This is a genomic window from Mesorhizobium sp. WSM4809 (assembly GCF_055811655.1).
This window is the reverse complement of record NZ_JBVVQW010000004.1, coordinates 74,397-95,906: the sequence shown is the minus strand read 5'-3', so window position 1 is coordinate 95,906 and position 21,510 is coordinate 74,397. Positions and strand designations below refer to the sequence as shown.

Below are 21,510 nucleotides of genomic sequence, written 5' to 3'. Positions count from 1 at the left end.
TGAACGGGCCAACCTTGACCTTCCCTGTGACCCTCTCGATTGCTTCCCGCCTTGCATCAAATCTGTTGCAACAGTTCCGAGCCTTCACGTTTCAACCTCTGCCGGCGCCTGCCGGCCAGGCGAATTCCGCCGAGGCGGCCGAATCGGCGTCCTCGTCGAAGACCATATCCAGCGAATGACGGAGCTCTTTCATCATGCCGTCCTGGCGCGACAGCGCCGCAATGCGGCGTTCGCAATTCAGGATCGACTGTGTCAGTGCGCTGACTTCCGAAGACCGCTTGTCGGAAGCTGAGCCGTTTTCCATGGCTTCGACCAGGAAGGCGGCGTTGGTCGACGTTGTCCGGTAGCGATTCTCAAGCCCGGTTCTCTCGGCCTCGATCTCGGCCGCAATCTGTTCGAACAGCTTTGCCAGACGATCAAGACGTGAAACATCGGCCTGCCGGTCGCGGGCCGGATCCCTTGATCTGAAACCGAATATCGAGGCCATGAACTCAGATTCCTGTCATCGCCGGCTTGTGGGCCGGGCTTCTGGCCGATCCCCGCAGCCGGGGCTAAAAAATTCGTGTTGCGTTGTCCTGCTCCTTTTGAGGGAGAGACATCGGACCAATCCGATCGGGGGCCAGTTCGGCTGGTCGTCCACTATGCTGCACCGCAACATAGACTGCCATCGTCGGAGCCGCGAGGCAACCACCCAATTCGTAAACTCATAAATCTGGCCGAAATGGTTTGCGTGATGACGTGCTGCGAGCGGACAAATCGCAAGCACCGGGGTCCGCTCTCAGCGTTCCTTGCCCGTGCTGGTTCCGGCCATCAGAAAGCGCAGCGGCGGCACAGGCTTTTGGCTGGACATAAGGCCGACGCGACGAAACAGCGCCTCGAGCTTGTCGGAAGCCACGCCCTGGACGATGGCGACGAGGTTGGACAGGCTGGCGAAAGCGTAAGCCGCGGCCGATGCCAGCCCCCGCTCAGCCTTGACGTCAAGGAAATTGCGCAGCCGATATTTGTCGCGCACGTGCCGTTCATGCCGCCGCAGCACCGCCTTCGAGCCTTCCGGCAGACTGTCGATCGCCAGCAGCGCCAGATCCGCATCGGCCAAACGCTTCAGGTCCTGAGTCTTGTGGCGGCCGCTCAAAGAATCGGCGCGGACGACGGCGCCGTAGCCGCAGGAGCGAATGACCTTGAACCGCGCCCCGCATGCGACCGCGCGGGCGTAGAGTTCATAGTCCTCGCCCAGCCGCAGGCTCTCGTCGTAGCTCAACCCGTGGCGGTCGAGGAAGGCACGGCTGATCACCGGCTTCAAGAAGCCCAGTTCGCCCCTCTGCACGCGGCGCCTGGAGATGTTGCCTTCGACGAAGCGCTCGAAATCGAGGAATTCCGGATCGGCGGCAAATTGCGGCGCCACGATTTTCGTCGCGTCGCCCGTCGCATCATCCCTGATCAGCATGATGTTGTCGGCTGCGAAATCCCAATCGGCGCCGGCAAACAGGTTGCGAAACCGGCCTTCGAGGAAAAAATCGTCGGCATCAAGAATGCTGATGAACGGCGATTTCGAGCCGGCGATGGCTGCGTTGCGGGCAAAGGAGGGGCCGCGATTGACATCGAGGCGCATCACGGAGAGCCGCCCGCTGCCATCATCGGCGGATCGTGCGACATCGGCGGTGTGGTCGGTAGAGGCATCATCGACAACGACGACCTCCGCCACTTCCGGTTCGCGCAACGCGGATGCGATGGCGACGGCGATTGTCGCTGCCGCGTTTTTTGCCGCGATGATCACGCAGACCTCGGATTTCGTCATCGACATGGATTTGCCTCTCGTACAGGTAATATCGATTTGCCCTCGCCCCATACTCCTTCGATGCCCTACAGAATTGCCATCAACACCCAATTTGCCTTCATTCAGCGACTCCCCGGCCGCTCGAAGATGCGGCGGCTGATATCGGCGGACGCCGCCCAACCGGCTTCGGCCAGATAGCGGACCGGCGCGCGGCCGCACAGTTCCCACAGCACCGTTCGCCGCTGTGGCCACCGCAGCGACGGCAGCCATGGCGCGATGACCATGCTGAGCAGATCCTCATTGCCGATGCGCGACAGGATCCTGGTCGCGCGCTGCGACAGCAGCGTGCCACCGCCGCCGAGTAGCACATCGGCGGCGCGCAGGCCAAGCAGCAGCGTGTCGTCCAAACCTTGCACGGTTGCGGCATCGAGCAAACGCTGCTGATCCGCCTCGTCGAGGCGGGCGGCGCTGGCACCGATATCACAGACGTAGCCCGCGCAGGGTTCCCGGTTGAAAAGTGCCTTGGCGACGCTGATGCAGGACAAAAGCAAAGTATCGGCCACCGAGGTGAACGGCACCGTCGCACCGGCGATTTCGACCTGTCGCTTGCGCCGCAGGAACCCGTCCGCGTCGCGCGGGCTTGGCGAGCCGGGCTGCTGGAGGCGGTAGTGGAGATCTACCGTGGACGACCTCGGCCCGTCGTCCCGGGTCATGTGCTGTTCGCCGAGGAAGCGGACCCACCAGACGGAGTTCGACTTGCCTGATACCTCATAACCGATCTGGCGAAGCGCATCACGCGCCCTGAAAAATCCGAGCGGCGAAACCAGGATGTCGACATCGCCGGACGGCTTCATGAAGTGGTCGTCGTAGAGAAGCTGCTGCTGGAACGGACCCTTCAGAAAAACAAAATCGATCTCGCTGGCGCGCAGCACATCATGGACCGCCATGGAATCCATGATGCAGGACGCGTTCATCGAAACCGTCCTCCTGCGGTAGGTGTCGAGCCATCGGAAAAGCTCAGGCGGCCTCTCAAGCGCGGGTGCGCGCGAAAGGGCCTTGAGGACAAAGGTGGCGACCTTGTTCAGCCTGGCGATGTCGGCAATTTTGGCACCGTCCAGATCACGCATCGAAATGTCGCCCGCGCCGGCGTGCGGCCCGGCGAAATACAATCGCAGGCAGGCCTGCACGCAGGCCACCTCGTCGGCACAGCCGGCGGTGCGCAATCGTTCGTATGAGCCGTCAGGCAAGGCCATTTAGCGCACAATCTCCCACGAAAGCGGTTTGCGCGAACACTTATGCTGCATGTGCGAAGCAAACATCACCAAAAACCTCGATGCCGTAAAGCCTTTCCTTTTGCAGTGCGAATTTTTGCAACCGAAGCGCCTATCGAGATCACATCGTAAAGAAGTGAGAACCGCGGCTGAAATACCAAGTCTTTTAGCCGATCCCCGGCCGAATTTTCCAAACAGAAAATTCTTCCATTAGCGAAGCCTAAAAATAAGCACAAAGCAAACGACTTATGCAAGCAAAATCATATGCTTAAAGAATCAGCACAGGCGCTGCCATCATGCCCAAGGAATCGGCTAAAAAGTGACAAGTTTTAGGCATGGCCGCTCATGTCCTGACGCCAGCAACGTAATTGATTAACGGAAAGTAAAACAGTCTTGACTCATAAATGCTGCCGTGCAGCTATTGCATTGCAGCATAAAAGTGCTGACGGCACTCGACAGGCCGTTTCCAGTAAATCGGAGAGTAAAATGGAACAGAATGTTGAAAAGCATGAATACGAGACACCAAGCCTGACGGTTCATGGTTCGATTGAGACCATCACCCAGGGTGGCGGCGGCAACACGGCGATCGACGCATCGTTCCCCGCGCACACGCCGATCGGCGACCTGACGTTCTCCTGAGACTTATAGCCGTTCCAGAGTGACATTTTGGGACTCTGGATTCAAAAGCAGACGTAAGAGGGGTCGGGGGGCCAGCCTCCCGACTTCTCCTGCGCCAACCGGAGATGTCGAAGCGTTTTGTCAGTGAGGTGCGGGGATGAACTGGAAGCAATCCGACCATGATCTGGCCGACCACGATAGCGTGAGTGCGACCAAGGATGCCGTGGCTTGCGAGTTCGGCGATGGCTTGGCGCTGCTCAATCTCAAATCCAATGTCTACTACAGCCTGAATGGCGTCGGCGCCTTCATCTGGGATTTGATCCAGGAGCCCCGGTCGATCGGCGACATCCGCAGCGCCGTGCTTGCGCGATATAATGTCGACCCGGTGCGCTGCCAGGCCGATGTCGACGCATTGCTGAAGGGCCTGACTGATAATGGGCTTGCGAGACGGCATCATGAGGCACTTGTCTAAGCCGGTCCAGCACAAGGCGCTGGTTTCGCAGGCCATAGTTTCGCGGACCCTGGTTTCTCGGGCCACGGCTTTACGGCAGGAACCTGCGAGGGAAACAGGCTTCAAGCAGTCGAAGCGCGGCGGAAGCCGGCACGGGCTGGTCAGGATTTTCTCCCTGAGCGGCTCGGAAATGATCTTCCTTGGCCATTGCCTGCTGGTGGTGGCGACAGTTCGGCTGGGGCTGACGCTGCTGTCCTACAATCGTGTACGCAGCCTGGTGACGCGGCTCGACGCGCGGCAGTGCGCCTCGATGGGTGAACTGCGGCGTGTCGCCTGGGGTGTTGCCGCCGCGGCCCGTTTCGTCCCTTACGCGACATGCCTGACCCAGGCGCTCTCCGGCCAGTATATTCTCGCCCGCCAAGGCAATGAATCGACAATACGCATCGGCATCGAACGTGGTACGGGCGAGCAGTTGAAAGCACATGCTTGGCTGGTCAGCGACAACCATATCGTGCTTGGCGGATCGGTCGACGGCTTCGCCCATCTCGTCGACCACGGCAGCCGATGAGCGGCGTCGCCGGAATCCTGCTGCGCGGAGCACACGCACCGGCGGTCGCGGCGGCAGACATTCAGCAAATGCTGGCGCGCATGCGCCATCGCGGTCCCGACGGCGGTTCATGGTGGCTGGACACCAGCATCGCCCTTGGCCACGCCTGGCTCAACACATCGGATGAGGTCGGTCCAGGCCCTTTGTCGATGGCTGGCGACCGGCTCGCCATCACCGCCGATTGCCGGCTGGACAACCGTGACGAGTTGCTAGCCAGGCTCGGTATCCGCGACCAGTCGGTGGCCGACGCGATCGTGCTGATGCGGGCCTATCTGCGTTGGGGCGAAGCCTGTCCGGAGCATCTGCAAGGCGATTTCGCGTTCGCCATCTGGGATGACGAGCGGCAATCGCTGTTTTGCGCGCGCGATCATTTTGGCGTCAAGCCGTTCTACTACCACGCGGCGGACCGGCGTTTTGCCTTCGCGTCCGAGATCGGGCCGATCCTGGGGGTCGAAGGTATCCGCGCACGTGTCAGCGAGCGCCAGATCTCCGGCTTCCTGGCCGGGCTTCCCGACGACCCGCAGTCGACCCCCTACAGCGATATATTCAGCCTGCCGGCCCGCCACAGCCTGACCGTCACCGCGCAACAGGTGATGTTGCGTCGATACTGGCAGATCGAGCCGTCGGCGCGGCCCTTGCGGTCGGATGCATCGGAGGAATTCGCCCATCTTTTCTCGCAATCGGTGCGCAACCGCATGCGAGGGACCTCGGCAGTCGGCGCAATGTTGAGCGGCGGCCTCGATTCCTCATCTATCGCCTGTGTCGCCGGCCTGCAGAATGCCGCTGCGCGCAAGCCGAAGCTGCCGACCTTCTCGCTGGTTTTCGAGAAGGGCTCGCCGATGGACGAGCGGCCCTTCATCGATGCCGTTCTCGACCAGCAGAAGGTCGACGCGACACTGATCCCGGTCGGCAACTATGCCCCTTTCGCCGAATTCGAACGCGTGCTGGAAGAACAGGAAGGAATGTTCCTGGCGCCGGGCCTGACGCTCACCCGCGGTATCTACCGGACTGCCGGCGCCAAGGGCATCAAGGTGCTACTGGACGGCCATGGCGGCGACGAGGTCGTTTCCCAAGGCCATGGTCACCTGCACGAGCTTGCGAATGGCGGCCGATGGATGGATCTGTGGCGCGAGGTCCGCAGCGCCTCCAATACCTATGGCGACAGCACGCTTGGCCTTTATCTCCAGTTCCTGACCCTCTACGGGCCGGCCTGGCGCATCGCCAAGCTGAGGCATCTGGCCAACCGTGCCCTGAACAGTATCCGCAAGCCCGCGCACGTGCAGCGCGCGCGAAGCTGGCGCGACCTGATCAATCCGGACCTTGCCAAGCGCACCGAGCTTGTCGACCGGTTTCACCGGGCCGGCTATATGCCGCCCCGCGTTCAGGCCAGCGACGCCTTGAGCCATCGCTGGATCCTGTCGAACGGCTATGTCCCGCATGCTTTCGAGGTTCTCGACAAGGCCGCCGCCAATTTCGGCGTCGAGCCGCGATACCCATTCTGGGACAAGCCGCTGGTCGAGTTCTGCCTGGCATTGCCGGGCGAGGAGAAGCTGAGCCACGGCTTTGGTCGCTATGTGCTGCGTCGCGCCATGCAAGGCGTATTGCCGGAGGCGGTGCAGTGGCGACGCGACAAGATCGACTTCACCGCCAATCTCGTCAACGGCATGCTGCGCAATCATCGCGACCTCCTGGAACAGCTGCTGGTCTCGGATGCAGGCCGCATCGCGCCTTATGTCAATCTGCCGCAAGTGAGTGCTGCCTATGCGCGACTGCTGCGCCAGCCCGATCAGGCAGCCCCCCTGGATGTCCAGTATGTCTGGCGCTCGGCCTCGCTGTCGCTCTGGCTGCGGCAACTCCAGCACGGCGGGAGCCCCACGTGATGCCGCGCAACGAGCCGATGGCCGCATACAGTGATAATCCCCGTCCGCATGGCAGGGCCATGCGAGAACGCCGCTTCTACCGCGCCTATGGTCTGACCATCGCGTCGGAGGTGATGTTGCCCGAACTGCAGCCGGCGCCGCCCGGGGCGGCGGATGTCGTGATCGCCGTCGGCGCGATCGACCTGCCAAAGCCGGCGCCCGAAGCCGCGACCGACTTTCGCTTCGAGGCGGACCGGCAATATCTGGCCTGGCATGCCGTGGGCGCGTTCCTGATCACCGATTCCAACCGTATCGACATTGAACCGGCGCCCGGCGTCGACGACGCGCTGCTGGCGTTTCCGCTGCTCGGCCCGGTCATGGCGCTGCTCTTGCACCGGCGCGGCCTGCTTGTCCTGCATGCCAGCGCCATCGCCGCCGCCGGCACGAGCGCCATCTTCATGGGTGACAAGGGTGCCGGCAAGTCGACGACCGCAAGTGCGATGATCCGGGCCGGGCATCGACTGCTTACCGATGATGTGGTGGCGCTGGACCTCGCCAATCCGAGTGAGCCAATGACCGTTCCGGGATTTCCGCAGATCAAGCTGGCGGCCGACGCCGCGGCGGCGATCTCGCTCGGGGAAGCGGAAGTGCGGCCGCAAGTGCATCCGGCGATCGACAAGATGCAGCATCGCCTGAACGGTGACTTTTCGGGCGATAAGGTGCCGGCGACCAGGATCTATATCCTCGAGCGCGGCGAAAGGGCTGGCATCACGCCCTTGCCCGCCATTGCCGCCCTGCCGGCCATCATCAAATTCTCCTATGTGACGCGCTTCGGCCGCGCGGCCCTCCCCGACGACTTCGCGGCGGCGCATCTTCAGCAATGTTCATGGATTGCTAACCATATCGGCGTGTACCGGCTGGAAGTCCCGACGGGCCTGGACAGGATCGGCGAAGCCGTGGAGCTGATCGAAAAGGATCTGTCGGCTGGCAGCCGGCGGTCGTGAGCGCAACCATGTCGAAGTCCCCAACCCTTCGCCTGTCGCTGTTTCGAGAAATTGCCGCATTCGGCGCCGCCATTGCCCGGATCGGCGGCCGGCGAACATGGACGGCGCTTTTCTTCCTCATCCTCGGCAGCCTGACCGAGGGCATCTCCATCCTGCTACTCATCCCGCTGCTGCATCTGGTCGGACGCGCCGACCAGGATTTCGCTGTTCGGCTGCCCAACAATGATTTCGTGCGCTGGCTGGTGCCTGACGGCACGCTGCAACTGACGACCGTGCTTTGCATGCTGGTCGGGCTTGTTGCAGCGCAGGCGGCGTTCAATCGCTTCAAGTCGGTCTACATGGCCAAATTGCTGTTCGATTTCGTCAACCGCGTTCGCATGAACCTGTTCGAAAGCATCGGCAAGGCGCGCTGGGGCGTTTTTACCCGAATGCGCAGTTCCGACCTCGATCATGCCCTGACCGGCGACATCGACCGCGTCCAGGGCGCGGCGTTCTCACTGCTGATGCTGGTGCAGATCGCCGTTCTTCTGGCTGGCTATCTCCTGGTTTCCATGTTCATCTCGCCGGTCATGACGCTGTTTGCCGTCGTCATCGGCATGCTGATGTTCGTGGCGCTGCAGCCCTTCCGGACACGGGCCACTGCCTTCGGCCGTGTGCTGACCGCCAATCGACAGGATCAGTACCGGACGGTCTCGGAATTTCTCGGCGGCATCAAGGTGGCCAAGAGCCTGAACGTTGAGGACAGCTATTTCGCGCAGCTGCGGTCGACGCTTGAGAAGATGAAGGCCGACAACATCGACTATGTGCGCAACAGCACCATCGGCACCGCGGTATTCCAAGTGGCGAGCGTGGTGGGCCTGAGCCTGTTCATCTATGTGGCTTTGGTTCGCTTCAACCTGTCGCTGGCCGAGATCGTCGTCCTGCTCCTGGTCTTCATGCGCATCGCGCCGCGCTTCATGGACATGCAGACGCAAGCCCAGCAAGTGCTGATCAACCTGCCCGCCTTTACGGCAATGCGCAGCCTGCAGGCACGTTTCGATGCCGAACGCGAACCAGGCCATACCGAGTTCGCCGACGCCGGGACACTCTCCCTCAATACGGGATTGAATATTCGCGGTGTCTCCTTCGCCTATGGAGATGCTGGCGACAAGGTGGTGGTGAGCGGCATCACCTTCGGCCTGCCGGCCGGCAAGGTCACCGCCCTGATCGGCCCGTCCGGATCGGGCAAGAGCACGATCGCCGATATGCTGCTTGGCCTGCTGGAGCCCACCACCGGCATGATGCTTGTCGACGGCGTCGAGATTGATGCCAGCAATCGCCGTCGCTGGCGCGACCAGGTGGCCTATGTGCCGCAGGACGTGTTCCTCCTGCACGACACGATCGCGGCGAACCTGCGCCTTGCCGCGCCACGGGCCAGCGATGGCGACCTGTGGGCCGCGCTGCATCAGGCGCACGCCGGCGAGTTTGTCGAACGGCTCGACCTCAGGCTCGAGACGGTGGTCGGCGATCGCGGCGTGCGGCTCTCGGGCGGCGAACGCCAGCGCATCGCGCTCGCGCGCGCGCTGCTGCGCAAGCCGTCACTGCTCATCCTGGACGAGGCGACCAGCGCGCTCGACTGGCAGAACCAGTCGCTGATCGCCAGGTCGATCGACGGATTGCGCGGCACGATGACGATCCTGACCATCGCGCACCGGCCGTCGATGATTGCCTTCGCCGACTGGGTGGTGGCGATGGAAAACGGCCGTATCGTCGAGGTCGGCCAATATCAGCGGCTGAAGGAAAAAACCGGCAGCCGGTTGTCGAGGATGCTGTCGGGGGAACAGTCAGAGGGCGAACCCGCCGATGTCGCGTGAGCCGGCGACCAAGACGCGCCGAAACCGATTCACGCGGCGCCTAGTCTCTTGTTTCGAAGCATGCCTACAAACCGGGGGCAGGTTTGAGCAATCTGCATCAATGCAGGCCGCGCCTGGCACCGCCCAGCTTCTCGCTTTCGGCGACCTCTGGTGCGTTCAGTTTGCGCTCGGCGTCACGGGCTATGTCGGCAGGCGTCGGCGCGCTCCTGGCGATCATGGTGTAGATGAGCACGAAATAGCCGGCCTGAATGATCACGGCGCAGATGATGACGCGCACCAATATCGTGCCTATCGACGCTCCGCCCAGCCAGGACCAGCCGACGACGATCGCCAGAGCGAAAATCATCCCGAGGATGAATTTTGGAAGTGCCATACCCAACAGCCCATAAACCGGCTCGGGTATTATCACGATTGCCCCACCCGAGCGCCGTCCCTTGTCATGTGGGCTTGTTAAGGTCGCCCACTCTCGACCGGTTGCTTCCGGCCTTTTCCACCTGTCGTCACCGTGACAGGTATAATTTGCAATTCTATTAAGGCGAGCAATAGGCGGCAAGGGCAACTTCGGATATTTTTGATCGAGCTTTTGCGATCGACTCTGCCATGCTGCAATGCACGCAACGGGAGCTAAGCCGATCTCCTCTCCTCGGCATTTTTCAGTAAGATAGACAATATTAAGTAGTATTTTATACGGTTTTCACCAAGCATCAGGGCATGATAAAGCACTAATTTGCAGCTTGCCTTGGCAAATAGGTAGGTCCGCCTAAAAACCGCCCCACAAAGGCCTCTATTTTTTCGGCCGTGCCCATTTATTGTCACAAATGTGCTAAATACGCCGAAATTTGTGCATGACAAGCTTATTATTTAGTCAATTCATGACGTGACTATTTCAATGGGGTGGTAAATTGTGTGTTGCGCTGCAACATTTTTTTGGTATCGTGCGCTGAACCATTCGTTCAACGCATGGAGTTTACGGCATGAGGGACGTTGCCAAGTCGGCCACGGCGAGCTTTTCGCAGGCTGACATCGATTTTCCGCCACCGATCGGCGGCTTGCTCAAACGCAGCTTCGATATCGCCGGTTCACTGATTGGACTGATCGCACTCAGCCCGCTGTTTGTCATGATAGCGCTGCTGGTCAAGTTTTCCGACGGCGGCTCGATTTTCTACGGTCACAGGCGAATTGGACGCGGCGGGCGGATTTTTCCTTGCCTGAAGTTCCGCACCATGGTTCCGGACGGCGACAGGGTATTGGCAACCTATCTCGCCACCAACCCGGACGCCAACGCGGAATGGATCGCCACCCGCAAGCTGAAGAACGATCCGCGCGTTACCCGTGTCGGAGCTGTGCTGAGGAAACTCAGCCTCGACGAGCTGCCGCAGATCATCAACATCCTGCAGGGCGACATGAGCCTTGTCGGCCCTCGTCCGGTCGTGCGCGACGAGCTGGAGATCTATGGCACGTCCGCCGTCTATTACCTGAAATCCCGCCCGGGCCTGACCGGCCTGTGGCAAGTCAGCGGCCGCAACGATGTGTCCTATGACAGCCGCGTCGCCTTCGATCGCCACTATGTCGAGAACTGGTCGCTGTTCGAGGACGTTCGCATCATCATCAAGACCGTCCCGGCCGTCTGGATGTCGCGTGGTTCTTACTGACCGGCCGGTGGCCAATGCCAGACATTGGCATCGGCCATTCGACGCAAGCTCATCGGGCGATGGGGCTATAGCGGATCGGAACGTTGAGTTGAAAACAGATTTGTTCGAAGCCTTTCGCAGCGGCCCGGATTCCGGCCGGCTGCGGCGGGCGCGTTTGCTGGCCACATGCCTTGCCATGGCGCTCGTCGTCCCGCACATCGCCGCCGCCGGCGACTATCGCCTCGGCTCGCAAGACAAGCTCACCATCCGCGTCGCCGAATGGCAGACAGTCGAAGGCACATTTCGTGACTGGTCGGCGGTGAATGGCGAGTACACGGTCGGTCCATCCGGTACGCTGTCGGTGCCGTTCGCCGGCGAGTTGCCGGCATCCGGCAAGACCACGTCCGAAATCGCGGCGGCGATCGGCGAGGCGCTGCAGAAAAAGCTCGCTTTGTCGGACCGACCGGAAGCCTCGGTCGAGATGGCGCAGTTCCGGCCCTTCTACATTTCGGGCGAAGTCCAGAACCCAGGCCAATTTCCTTATGTCCCGGACCTGACGGTGTTGAAGGCGATCAGCGTCGCCGGCGGCATCAGGCGCAACGCCGATTACGGCCCCCAGCTCGGCAAGGACCTGGTCACCGCCAAGGGCATGTTCGACATCTCCGACGACCAGCGCATCCGACTGATCGTCAGGCGCGCCCGCATCGATGCGGATATGGCCGGCAAGGCGAGTTTCGACGTGCCGAAGGAGGTCGAGGGCGATCCGAGACTGCCAGCCATCGTGGCGGACGAGATGACGATTCTGACGGCCGACCAAAAGGCGCTGAAGCTGAAACTCGAGGCGCTCGACGACCTGAAGGGGGTTTTGGAATCTGAAATCGAGTCGCTGCAGAAGAAGATCGTCAATCAGCAGCAGCAGGTCGACTTGGCGCAGCAGCAACTCGCCAGCATCGGTCCGCTGGCGCAAAAAGGCCTGATCGCCAATGCCCGACTGCTGGATTCGCGCCAGTCCGTGGCCGACCTGCAGGGCAAGATCCTGGACTACGAAACCGCCATCCTCACCGCCAAGCAGGCGATCAGCAAGGCGAAGCAGGATGCTATCGATGCCCAGAACACCTTGAGTTCAAGTCTCGCCACTGACCGGCAGCAGACCGAAGCCGACCTGAACGAGGCCGCGTTGAAGGTGAACATGCAGAAAGGCCTGATAGCCCAGGCCAGCGATCCCGCGATGGCGGCCGCTATGACAAATGATCAGCAGCCGACCCTGCTCTATTCACTGGTGCGCAATGTCGACGGCAAGACCACCGAAATAGCCGCCAAGGAAGAAACCCCGGTGCTGCCTGGCGATGTGATCAAGATCAAGCTGGCGCCGCTGGCCAGCCAGTAGACCGACTTCCAACACGATCCAGTGTTTCGAGCCAGAGCCTCACCCGACAAATCGGGATGAGGCTCTGGCTCAGTTGTTTGAACATCTCCCTGCGGAAACCATAATAGCCGTCTCGGGATCGAGGCTTCCCGTCCGAGCACATGCTTGCTCAAAAAAGGAAGGCCGCTCCCTTCAGCCCGCGAGATGATAGTTTATGAGGGACCGGCGCCCGCCGGATGGCCGGCATACCGAGGCCAGTCAGTCTCGCCCCCGGCCGCGTCAGCCGGCTCCAGAGCCGGTGACCGCCGCCTGCGGGTAACGGGCAGCCGCGCCAGCTTGAAGAAGCTGAAATACATCAGGAAAGAACCCATGATGTAGGGATTCAGTATCTCGACCTCGACGAAGGAGCGGATCAGCAGCAGGACCATCACGCCGAAAAGGATCACCGAGTCCGCCTGCCATGCCTTGAAGATCACCGCCGAGACGTGGCCGTAGAGCGTGCGCAGCATGATCAGCGACACCAGCGTCGCTCCGACGAAGCCGAGTTCGACGAGGGCCTCGATATAGGTGTTGTGGAAGTGGAAGCCGGTGCGGGTGGTGATGTAGAATTCGTTCCACAGCCGCTCGGCTTCAGCGAAGCCCTGCACCCAATAGGCGGCATAGCCGACGCCGAGAATCGGCGATTTCTGGACCGTGTTCCAGCCTTGCTCCCACAGATAGGTTCGCCCGGTGAGCGTCGAATCCTTGCCGAAGAGGCCGAGGACGAAGTCCATCAGCCCGAGATTCAAGGCGACGAAGGCCGTCACGACCAGCAGCCCCGCGCCGATCAGGAAGATGACCCGGCGATAGCGGCGTGACAGAAGTTTGCTCATCGCAAGAAGCGCCACCAGCGCCAGAACCGCGGGTATCGAGGCCATCGAGGTGGCGGAATGCGAGGCGACCAGGACATAGGCCGACAGCAGCACGACGGGCACCGCCAGTATGAAGCTCAGCCGGCCGCGTCTGTAGAATGCAAGGAAGACAACGCAGAAATAGATGCCGAGCGAGCCGACAAAGCCGATCTGATTCTTGGAGGCGAAGGCGCCGACGAAGTTCACGGTGCCGTCAAGGACATCCTCGGAATAGTTCCCGACCTTCAGCGAATAGAGAAGGACGACGAATATCCCGACCAGCGCCCCTATGGTCAGCGTGCGCACGCTGACGGTGCGCGCAGCTACGTAGGCGCAGGCAATATGGGAAAAATACTGGACCGACGTCCTTGCGGTGACGCCGGGAGCCTGCGACCAGAAAACCGAGAAGCAGATATAGGCCGCAAACAGCAGCGGCAGCCAGGCGCTGGACAGATGCCGCAGAAACCGCCGGTAATCGACCAGGATGAGCGGAAGCCAGACCGCATAATAGGCCAGGATCAAGATTTGGCCGAAGATGACCGAATAAGAAAACGCCCAGATCGAAACGGCTACGGCAAAGGCGCCATAGACCGAATTCTTCTCGGGATCGATAAGCAGGGACTTTGGAATCTTCATCTCAGGGTTCCGCCGACACGACCCAGGGCCGGCAAGCCATGAGCCGGCCGGAATCTTCGCAAATATGGGCGTGCAATAAACGGCGTCTCCATTGTGCAGTGCAATATAACCTATTGCGCCCGGCGCTCAATGGCAAATCCGGTCACCTTGTCTTACAGCGAGGCATCTGCGGAGAGATCAGCCGCTACCAAAGCGCTCCGCCGGTGATCTGGATGTTCTCCATGGTGATGCCCTTGGCGAGATCCGAGCACAGGAACACCGCCAGAGCCGCGATCTCCTGCGGCTGCAGCATGCGCTGCTGCGGGTTGCTTTTGGCGATCTCGGCCATCGCTTCCTCAGCGGTGCGCCCCTTGCCTTGGCGCTCGACGACCTGCGCCACATTGCGGCGCATCAGTTCGGTCTCGACCCAGGTCGGGCTGATCATGACGCAGGTGACGCCATGCGCTGCCCCTTCCAGCGCCACGCAGCGTGTGAGGCCGAGAAGGCCGGCCTTGGACGCGCAGTAGGCTGGGTTGTCCTTCCAGCCGACCGAGGCGGCGGTTGAGCCGATGTTGACGATGCGGCCCCAGCCGCGTTCGATCATGCCCGGCAGTACCGCACGCGTGACGCGGAAGGCGCCCGTCAGGTTGGTATCGACGATCTTGTCCCATAGCGCGTCGGAATGGCCGCAGACCGGCTGCTCCGCGGTCGTCCCAGCGGCATTGACCAGGATATCGGCGGGGCCGATGGCCACCTCGGCGTCAGCCGCGAACCGATTGGCGACGTCGCTGTCGCGCACGTCTAGATGAGCGGCGTGAACCCTCGTTCCGTGGGCGGCAAGAGCCGCACGCACGCGCCCGATCTCGTCCGCGCCGGGATAATAGGCGGCATCGGACCTGTCGGCGCCGGCCGGCGCGATGTAGGAGCCGACGGCGACGTTCGCGCCGGCTTCAGCCAAAGCCGTGGCAATGGCAAAGCCCATGCCCGAGAACCCACCGGTAACGATGGCGCTACGGCCGAAAAGGTTGTTCATGGCGCACGGTCTCCACTTCGTTCCGGGCAGGCAATCAGGCCTGACCGTATTTGGCAATCACACCGGCGCAGCCTCCATCGCCAGCGTTTCATGTTTGCTGGAGCGGTTTGCCTAGCCATTCGCGATAGAAGCCTTCGAGGTCGGGCTCGAAATCGTGGACGATGGGATAGCCAGGTGCCGCCGCTTCCACTTCGTGCAGCGTGCCGCATTGCGGACAGATGAATTCGCGGATCTCCATCCATTCGGGATCGGGGAGATCGCTGTTGGGATAGATTTCGCGCAAAGCCCCCTCGGTGTTGCGGACGTTGATCGCAGCCTTCAGCTTCCAGTTCTTGCGATAGTCGCCGAAGGAGTGGCCGCATTCGCAGCGGGTAATGCGCTCATCGCCGCTCTGGCAGATGAACAGATGGTCCGAGACCGGCAGCAGGATCGGATCTTTCCAGGCGACACGATCCTGATAGACGGCAACCATCTTGAAGAAACGGTCATCGTCCTTGTAGGCACTCATGATCCGCCTTGTCTGTGGCCAGGGCAGCTTGCCTGCGGCCAGATCGCCCAGGACTTCCTTGCTATACGAGGTCATGGCTTTGCTCCCGGCATGAAGATCGATCTGGCATCGACGTTCCAGAACTCGCTGAATTCGCTGGTGAAGCGCGGCGACAGCTTGATCGCGCTGGCGTACATTTTCTTCACCTCGGGGGCGAAATCGGCCCTTTCGACACGACCACGCTCCTTGGCGATCCAATCCACCACAGGGACCGCCTTGGCCAGACGCTCCTTGCGCATGGCGGCGCGGCGCTCGACCGTGGCGTCGATATCGGCGATGGGATAGCCGTCTTCATCGTCCTTCAGCACAATGCCGAAAACCTGGTCCGCCGCTTGCCGGGTGAGAAAGCCGTTCTCGACATCCCAGGCGGTCTTGATCGGATCGCGCTCCAGTACGTCGCCGTAACCACCGCCGCCATTGTAGGAATGGCTGAAGATGTCGCCGGATTTGTGCGGCGCAGTGATGTAGGGGCCCTCGACCACGACATGGTCGCCACCGATGTTCCGCTCGTAGTCGGAGACATGCGGATCGATGCCGGGCGCATGCGCCAGCGGTTCGCCTTTTGCCGCGAGTTCGTGAATGTCTGAGTTGCGCACGGCGCGATGCTTCTGGCAGGTCGGCGCCGGATAACCGCCGCACATGCCGCCATTGTCGAACACGCGCGAAGAATGTTCGGAGGTGTGGAGCCGCAGATGCGACGTCTTGTTGATCAGCCAGGTCGAGACGAAGGAACAGCCGCCGCGATATTTGCCGGCACCGCCGGAGTTGGGCACGATCGAGCGGCCGATATAGACCATCGGCATCGACTGTTCCCAGACCTCGATGTTGCCCATGTCGGATTCCGGGTTCCAGCCGACATAGGCGGTGTCGAGACCATCCTTGATTGCGAGCGCGCCGGAGCCGGCGGCGGCGCATTCAAAATGGGCCATGCCGAACGGCGTGCCGTACTGGCTCTGGCCACCCATTTCGATCATGGGGCTGTTGACCTGACCGACGAAGGCCTCCTCGACGAAGCCACGCGCGATAAAACTGCGCGACAAAAGCCGCTGGAAGACGCCATAGGCTGGCAGCAGCAGCGCCCACGAGGTGGCGGTCGCCACCATCTCGTTGTCGGGATTGGTCCAGGTGCCGTGCGGCAGTTTCAGTTCGGTCGCCATCCAGGCGCCGTCATTGACCAGCCCTTCGAAATTCATGTGCTGGGTCAAGGTGACGAACATGCCGCCATCCATGCCGGCCGGCGTGCAGTTCATCGAATGGTAGCCCCAGGGCTGCGTGCCCTCGAAGTCCATGGTGATCTTGCCGTCGGTGGTGATCTCCATCTCGATCGGGATGTTGTAGAGCCAGTCCGGATCGCCGAGCAGCTGGAAGCCGGGTTTGCCTGCGGTGACGTGGCCGTAAAAAGTGTGGCCGCGATAGATTCCGGGGACGGTGAGCTGGCGGGTGCGGGCGAGCTGGGCACGGCGGCCTTCCTCGATGAACTCCTTCGACACCTTCATCCAGTAGTCGAGGCCGATCTCGGAGATGAGCTGCTTGACGCTTTCGCGCATATCGATGCAGGAGGCGACCTTGGCCTTCTCGTCCAGCACCCAGTAGATCGGCATGCGCAGATTGCGCTCGCAGCGGATGACGTAGTCGCGGCGGATCTCGTCGTTCTCGCCGATCTTCTCGGCGCAGACGAACAGACCCTCGGTGAAGCGCTCCTGCGCGAGACACACATCACCGCCTGGGGTAATGCCGCCGGCCTCCAGCTCGTGGCAGACGGCGCCGGCCCAGCCGACAAGCGTGCCTTCATGAAAGATCGGCACCACGTCCATCACGTCGGGCACCTGCACGGTGCCTATGAAGGCGTCGTTGTTGGCGAAGATGTCGCCTTCGCGGATGCGCGGGTTGTCCTCGTAGCCGTTTTTGATCATCCATTTGATGAAGCGGCTCATCGTATGGACGTGCACCATGATGCCGTTGGAGAGAGCGATGGCGTCGCCCTCGGGCGTGTAGATGGCGACCACCATTTCGCCGACCTCGCGCACGCCGGGCGAGGCCGAGATGCGGCGCGCCATTTCGCGTGCCGAGACGCAATAGGCGCGCAGCTTGGTGTGCAGCGTCTCGAATTTCAGCGGATCCTGGTTGCGCAGCGTGAGTTCCGTGATGCCGTCATAGCAGCCGGTCTCCTCCATCAGCCGCTCGGAATCGAGCAGTCTTTCGCGAAGGCGCAGGGCCGAGGCAGGTTTGTCCAACATGGCGGTCGCCCTCTCAAGCGTGGGTGTAGTGCAGCAGCGTCCATTCATCGACATGGACACGGTCCTGCGGATGAACGACGAGCGTGGTGGCGGGATGTTCGATGATGGCCGGGCCGATGACTTCATGGCCGGGCTGAAGCAGATCCATCTCGTAGAGATTGGCCTTGTGCCAGCGCCCGCCGATATAGGCCTCGCGCACGCCCTTGTGGGCGACTGCCGGATCAGACTTGCCGAGCGGCCGCTTGAGCAGCACCGGCTTGACCTTGTCTGCGGTGGCGATCAGCCCGAGTTCGGTGATGGTGAAGCCGGCTTCGCCATAGCGCGACACGCGATGGTTGACCTTGGCATAGACCGCCTCGAACTCGTCGATAACCCCGCGCATGTCGTCGGCCGAACCGACCTCGGCCAGCGGCGCCATGACTTCGACGTCCTCGAGCTGGCCGGTGTAGCGCATCATCAGGAACGGCACGGTCCTGATCTTCTCCCTGGTATGGCCGTCGGCGATCATCTCGTCGACCGCTGCCTTGGTCAGGTCGTTCCAGACCGTGGTGACCTTGGCGCCGAAGGCGGCCAGCGTAGCCCCGTCGGCGCGTGACGGGATGTCGTGCTGGGTGGAGACGGAATGACGCCGCATGAAATCGGCCGTGGTGCAACCGAAGGCGGAGAAGGCGGCCGCGAACTGGAAGGTGATGATGTCCTTGAAGCCGATGCCCCTGGAGCAGCCGGCCAGATGCAAAGGTCCCGAGCCGCCATAGGACAGCAGCGTGAATTCGGAGGGATGGATGCCTTGCCCGGAAATGACCCGGCGCAGCGCGTTGTTGGCATCGGACTCCAGCATGTCGATCATGCCTTCCGCGGCTTCCTCGACACCAACGCCGAGCACGCTGGAGCACTTTTCCTCGAAGGCGCGGCGCGCCTTTTCGACCTGCAGCACGACCTTGCCGCCCAGGAAATAGTGTGGGTTGAGGCGGCCGAGGATGGCGTCGCAATCGGCGATGGTCGGCTCGGTGCCACCGCGATCGAAGCAGATCGGACCGGGATCCGAGCCGGCGCTTTCCGGCCCAAGCGAGACCTTCTTGGTCAGGGGATCGACCTTGAGGATCATGCCGGCGCCGGCGCCGATCGTGTCGAGATGCAGCGTCGGCACGTTGAGCTTGAAACGGTCCATCAGCGGCTCGTTCTCGATCCGCGTCTGGCCGCGTGTGATGACGCCCATGTCGAAAGAGGTGCCGCCCATGTCCGAGCAGATCAGCGAGTCGTTCCCGATCAGCTTGCCGACATAGGCAGCGCCCAGAATGCCGCCGATCGGGCCGGAGATCATGGTTTCATGCAGGCGCGGGTGGTTGATCGAGGTCAGGCCGCCGAAGGAGAGCAATGTCTGCACGCCATATTTGAAGCCGTATTTCTTCGAGACATCCTCAATGCCCTTGAGCTGCTTGCGGCCGCGCGACGTGGCGTAGGCCTCGATCAGCACCGAGTTCAGCCGCGACTGCTCGCGGATGACCGGACGAACCTCGTGGCTGGTGTAGACGATGATGTCGGCACCGGCCTTGTCGACCTCCGCGCGGCAGATCTCTGCGATGCGCTTCTCGTGCACCGGATTGACATGTGAGAAGATGGTCATGATGCAGATCGCCTCGACCTTGTCGGCGATCAATTTTTTCGCCGCGGCGGAGACTTCGTGTTCGTAGAGCGGCAACACGATGTCGCCGAACTGGTCGATGCGCTCGGTGACGCCATGCGTGCGGCGGCGCGGCACCAGCGGATCTGGATGGTGATGGGTGACGGCATGCAGCCGGTCGGCATAGGAATAGTCGGCCCAGGCCTGCAGCCCCCGGCCCATCAGGATCATGTCCTCGAGGCCCTTGGTGGTGATCAGGCCGAGCCGGCGGCCGGTGCGCGACAACAGTGTGTTGAGCATGCCGGTGCCGGAATAGAGCACGACGTTGACGCCGGAAAACAATGATTCCAGCGAGATGCCCCAGGCATCCGCCGCGTCCTCGGCAGACGCGAGAAAACCTTCGGCTTCGTTCTTCGGCGTGGTCGCCGACTTGCCGATCTTGAAGTGGCCGTCCTGATCGACAAGGATCGTGTCGGTCATGGTGCCGCCGGCGTCGATACCGATGACGATTGGATTGCCGACGATGGGGCCGGTGAGATTGGGTTGGGTCACGGTCGCCTCGGGATCTGGTCTAGGTTGACGCAAGGCTAGATTCGATGGGCGGCTTCGCGCCATATGCCTAAAGACATAATGACGGCTGAGCTGACATCGCCGAAAAAAGGGCATGCGCATGGGGACCATCTGGGCGCCGCTCGCCAAAGCGATCGCCGCCACCGGCACGGACAGGCATGTCGACTGCCTGATCGACCTGATCGGCGCGGATATCGAGCACGACCTCGTCACGGTGACGCGCTATTCGACGACGCAGACACCCGAATTCATCAAACACCGACGCTTCTCGGACGAAATGGTCCGGCGCTATCTCGACAATTACTATGTCTTCGACCCGTTCTATGCGTCGTGGCGACGCGAGCGAAGGCTGGGCATCATGCCGCTGAAACGGCTTGCCAACGATGAGGCCAAGCGCGGCCAGTACATAGCCGGCTTCCTGGCGCAGTCGGAGATCTGCGACGAGGTCGGCATCATGCTGGCGGACGGCGGCGACTGGTGCCTCGGCATCTTCCTCGACCGCTCGACCACGCCATTCAAGGACAGCGAGATCGCCCTGCTGGATGAACGGCTGCCGGTGTTCGAGGCGCTGCATGCGCTCGACATCAAGGCGCGCGGAACGGAATTCTCCCGCACGTCAGCGCCGACAGGCCCCGGCGCCTCGCCCCGGCGGGAACCGACCATTCCAGCCAGCCTGTGGCCGGAGCTGTCACTACGCGAGCGGGAATTGGTCCAACTGATCCTCGCCGGTCACCCGACGGCCAACATCGCCGAACGCCTCGGCATCACCGTCGGCACGGTCAAGAACCATCGCCGGCGCATCTACGAGAAGCTCGACATCACCACGGAGCGGGAATTGTTTTTGCAGTTCTTCCAGCATCGGGTCGACCGATAGCCCGGGTTCGGACAGCTAAGCGGGTTACGCTTTTCCCGTTGCAGGTTAGAGCTCATCCTCCCAATTGGCGCCGCCATAGAACACACGGAAGATCACCACTTGGTCGGATTCCACTGTAAAGGTCACCGTTACACGGCGCTCGAAACCGACAACCCGAAGGCCCTGGCCGCAGATCGTCACGGCGTGTTCCGCGCTCCGAGGCGTAGTCGAGACCCTGGCAGTAGGCTTCGATACGCTCGATATAGCGTATGGCCGTGACGTTGCCGGCGGCGATCTCGATGGTGTCGTATATCCATCTTAAGTCCGCTAAGGCTTCCGGCAACAGAACAATATGCCGGCGCTTCACACATCCCTCTTAAAGCGGGCGGCGTGGTGAGCGCGGATGTCGTCAAAAGCCTGGTTGGCTGGGATAACTCGGGAAGGATCCGCCTTCCACCTGTCATAGGTCGGCACAACCTCCTCGCGGAGCCAGCGCTCTACGGCCGCGTCGCGCTCTTGCAGGGCGCGAAGGCCGGCGCGGATCACTTCACTGCTGGTCGCGTAGGTTCCTGATTCAACGAGACGGTCGATGAAAGCAGCCTGCTCTGTTGGCAGGCTGAAGGTGCGCTTTTCGGTGGCAGCCATGATTTCTCCTATAATGTCGGTGTGATTATATCATACCAATATCCAATACGTGAGAAAACCTGTCG

The 21,510-nt window shown here is 61.7% G+C and carries 20 protein-coding genes and 1 pseudogene; 9 read left to right on the top strand and 12 right to left on the bottom strand.

The window, feature by feature from the left end:
• Positions 1 to 91: 91 nt before the first annotated feature.
• The 3 genes from AC0L24_RS11700 to AC0L24_RS11690 all read right to left on the bottom strand — a co-directional run bounded on the left by AC0L24_RS11700 (position 92) and on the right by AC0L24_RS11690 (position 3,027).
• The gene (locus AC0L24_RS11700) at positions 92 to 487 is read right to left on the bottom strand and encodes a single stranded DNA-binding domain-containing protein (protein WP_127322326.1); all 396 of its coding nucleotides are present in this window, start codon (positions 485 to 487) and stop codon (positions 92 to 94) included.
• 291 nt (positions 488 to 778) lie between these two features.
• Positions 779 to 1,801: a glycosyltransferase family 2 protein gene (locus AC0L24_RS11695; RefSeq protein WP_127808146.1), complete on the bottom strand. Its 1,023-nt coding sequence runs from the start codon at positions 1,799 to 1,801 to the stop codon at positions 779 to 781.
• A gap of 95 nt (positions 1,802 to 1,896) precedes the next feature.
• Positions 1,897 to 3,027, bottom strand: coding sequence for a nucleotidyltransferase family protein (locus AC0L24_RS11690; RefSeq protein WP_127808147.1), 1,131 nt, complete (start codon positions 3,025 to 3,027; stop codon positions 1,897 to 1,899).
• 504 nt (positions 3,028 to 3,531) lie between these two features.
• On the opposite strand from AC0L24_RS11690, the gene AC0L24_RS11685 reads away from it, so the two are divergent.
• The 6 genes from AC0L24_RS11685 to AC0L24_RS11660 all read left to right on the top strand — a co-directional run bounded on the left by AC0L24_RS11685 (position 3,532) and on the right by AC0L24_RS11660 (position 9,437).
• Positions 3,532 to 3,684, top strand: coding sequence for a lasso peptide (locus AC0L24_RS11685; protein WP_013891488.1), 153 nt, complete (start codon positions 3,532 to 3,534; stop codon positions 3,682 to 3,684).
• Positions 3,685 to 3,820: 136 nt separating this feature from the next.
• On the top strand, positions 3,821 to 4,135 hold the full coding sequence (locus AC0L24_RS11680) for a PqqD family protein (RefSeq protein WP_127289880.1): 315 nt from the start codon (positions 3,821 to 3,823) through the stop codon (positions 4,133 to 4,135).
• The gene (locus AC0L24_RS11675) at positions 4,119 to 4,682 is read left to right on the top strand and encodes a lasso peptide biosynthesis B2 protein (RefSeq protein ID WP_292631057.1); all 564 of its coding nucleotides are present in this window, start codon (positions 4,119 to 4,121) and stop codon (positions 4,680 to 4,682) included. The genes AC0L24_RS11680 and AC0L24_RS11675 overlap by 17 nt, the downstream gene beginning before the upstream one ends.
• Positions 4,679 to 6,601 (top strand): lasso peptide isopeptide bond-forming cyclase, encoded by a 1,923-nt coding sequence (locus AC0L24_RS11670; protein WP_127808149.1) that lies wholly within the window; start codon positions 4,679 to 4,681, stop codon positions 6,599 to 6,601. Before AC0L24_RS11675 ends, AC0L24_RS11670 begins: the two co-directional genes overlap by 4 nt.
• 59 nt (positions 6,602 to 6,660) lie before the next feature.
• Positions 6,661 to 7,584: a phosphoenolpyruvate carboxykinase (ATP) gene (locus AC0L24_RS11665; RefSeq protein ID WP_473563726.1), complete on the top strand. Its 924-nt coding sequence runs from the start codon at positions 6,661 to 6,663 to the stop codon at positions 7,582 to 7,584.
• A gap of 8 nt (positions 7,585 to 7,592) precedes the next feature.
• Complete coding sequence (locus AC0L24_RS11660; protein WP_127808151.1) at positions 7,593 to 9,437, top strand: ABC transporter ATP-binding protein; 1,845 nt, start codon at positions 7,593 to 7,595, stop codon at positions 9,435 to 9,437.
• Positions 9,438 to 9,534: 97 nt separating this feature from the next.
• Here AC0L24_RS11660 and AC0L24_RS11655 read toward each other — a convergent pair whose 3' ends face one another.
• Positions 9,535 to 9,810 carry a hypothetical protein gene (locus AC0L24_RS11655; RefSeq protein WP_023811582.1) on the bottom strand — a complete coding sequence of 92 codons (276 nt, stop codon included), beginning with the start codon at positions 9,808 to 9,810 and terminating at the stop codon, positions 9,535 to 9,537.
• Between the two features lie 601 nt (positions 9,811 to 10,411).
• Here AC0L24_RS11655 and AC0L24_RS11650 point away from each other — a divergent pair.
• Together AC0L24_RS11650 and AC0L24_RS11645 are read left to right on the top strand one after the other, a co-directional pair.
• A complete protein-coding gene (locus tag AC0L24_RS11650) occupies positions 10,412 to 11,089 on the top strand; it encodes a sugar transferase (RefSeq protein WP_023811581.1) in 678 nt (225 codons plus the stop codon).
• A 100-nt stretch (positions 11,090 to 11,189) separates the two neighbouring features.
• The gene (locus tag AC0L24_RS11645) at positions 11,190 to 12,455 is read left to right on the top strand and encodes a polysaccharide biosynthesis/export family protein (RefSeq protein WP_164761652.1); all 1,266 of its coding nucleotides are present in this window, start codon (positions 11,190 to 11,192) and stop codon (positions 12,453 to 12,455) included.
• 191 nt (positions 12,456 to 12,646) lie between these two features.
• Here the strand turns inward: AC0L24_RS11645 and AC0L24_RS11640 are convergent, their stop codons facing one another.
• The 5 genes from AC0L24_RS11640 to AC0L24_RS11620 all read right to left on the bottom strand — a co-directional run bounded on the left by AC0L24_RS11640 (position 12,647) and on the right by AC0L24_RS11620 (position 19,929).
• Positions 12,647 to 13,960, bottom strand: coding sequence for an O-antigen ligase family protein (locus AC0L24_RS11640; protein WP_127395548.1), 1,314 nt, complete (start codon positions 13,958 to 13,960; stop codon positions 12,647 to 12,649).
• Positions 13,961 to 14,144: 184 nt separating this feature from the next.
• The gene (locus tag AC0L24_RS11635) at positions 14,145 to 14,972 is read right to left on the bottom strand and encodes an SDR family NAD(P)-dependent oxidoreductase (protein ID WP_127395547.1); all 828 of its coding nucleotides are present in this window, start codon (positions 14,970 to 14,972) and stop codon (positions 14,145 to 14,147) included.
• Between the two features lie 88 nt (positions 14,973 to 15,060).
• Positions 15,061 to 15,555, bottom strand: a complete 495-nt coding sequence (locus AC0L24_RS11630; RefSeq protein WP_127328812.1) for an acetone carboxylase subunit gamma — start codon at positions 15,553 to 15,555, stop codon at positions 15,061 to 15,063.
• Positions 15,552 to 17,756, bottom strand: a complete 2,205-nt coding sequence (locus tag AC0L24_RS11625; RefSeq protein WP_473563725.1) for a hydantoinase B/oxoprolinase family protein — start codon at positions 17,754 to 17,756, stop codon at positions 15,552 to 15,554. The genes AC0L24_RS11630 and AC0L24_RS11625 overlap by 4 nt, the downstream gene beginning before the upstream one ends.
• A gap of 13 nt (positions 17,757 to 17,769) precedes the next feature.
• Positions 17,770 to 19,929 (bottom strand): hydantoinase/oxoprolinase family protein, encoded by a 2,160-nt coding sequence (locus AC0L24_RS11620; RefSeq protein ID WP_127808153.1) that lies wholly within the window; start codon positions 19,927 to 19,929, stop codon positions 17,770 to 17,772.
• 112 nt (positions 19,930 to 20,041) lie between these two features.
• Here AC0L24_RS11620 and AC0L24_RS11615 point away from each other — a divergent pair, with 112 nt between their 5' ends.
• On the top strand, positions 20,042 to 20,821 hold the full coding sequence (locus tag AC0L24_RS11615; RefSeq protein ID WP_127397718.1) for a helix-turn-helix transcriptional regulator: 780 nt from the start codon (positions 20,042 to 20,044) through the stop codon (positions 20,819 to 20,821).
• Positions 20,822 to 20,866: 45 nt separating this feature from the next.
• Here AC0L24_RS11615 and AC0L24_RS11610 read toward each other — a convergent pair whose 3' ends face one another.
• The 3 genes and pseudogenes from AC0L24_RS11610 to AC0L24_RS11600 all read right to left on the bottom strand — a co-directional run bounded on the left by AC0L24_RS11610 (position 20,867) and on the right by AC0L24_RS11600 (position 21,445).
• Entirely contained in the window at positions 20,867 to 21,001 is a 135-nt protein-coding gene (locus AC0L24_RS11610; protein WP_348639499.1) for a hypothetical protein, read from the bottom strand.
• A 25-nt stretch (positions 21,002 to 21,026) separates the two neighbouring features.
• A pseudogene (locus AC0L24_RS11605) lies at positions 21,027 to 21,167 on the bottom strand (type II toxin-antitoxin system RelE/ParE family toxin); the annotation flags it as partial.
• The gene (locus AC0L24_RS11600; protein WP_023811572.1) at positions 21,164 to 21,445 is read right to left on the bottom strand and encodes a type II toxin-antitoxin system ParD family antitoxin; all 282 of its coding nucleotides are present in this window, start codon (positions 21,443 to 21,445) and stop codon (positions 21,164 to 21,166) included. The pseudogene AC0L24_RS11605 and the gene AC0L24_RS11600, both read right to left, overlap by 4 nt.
• Positions 21,446 to 21,510: the final 65 nt, after the last annotated feature.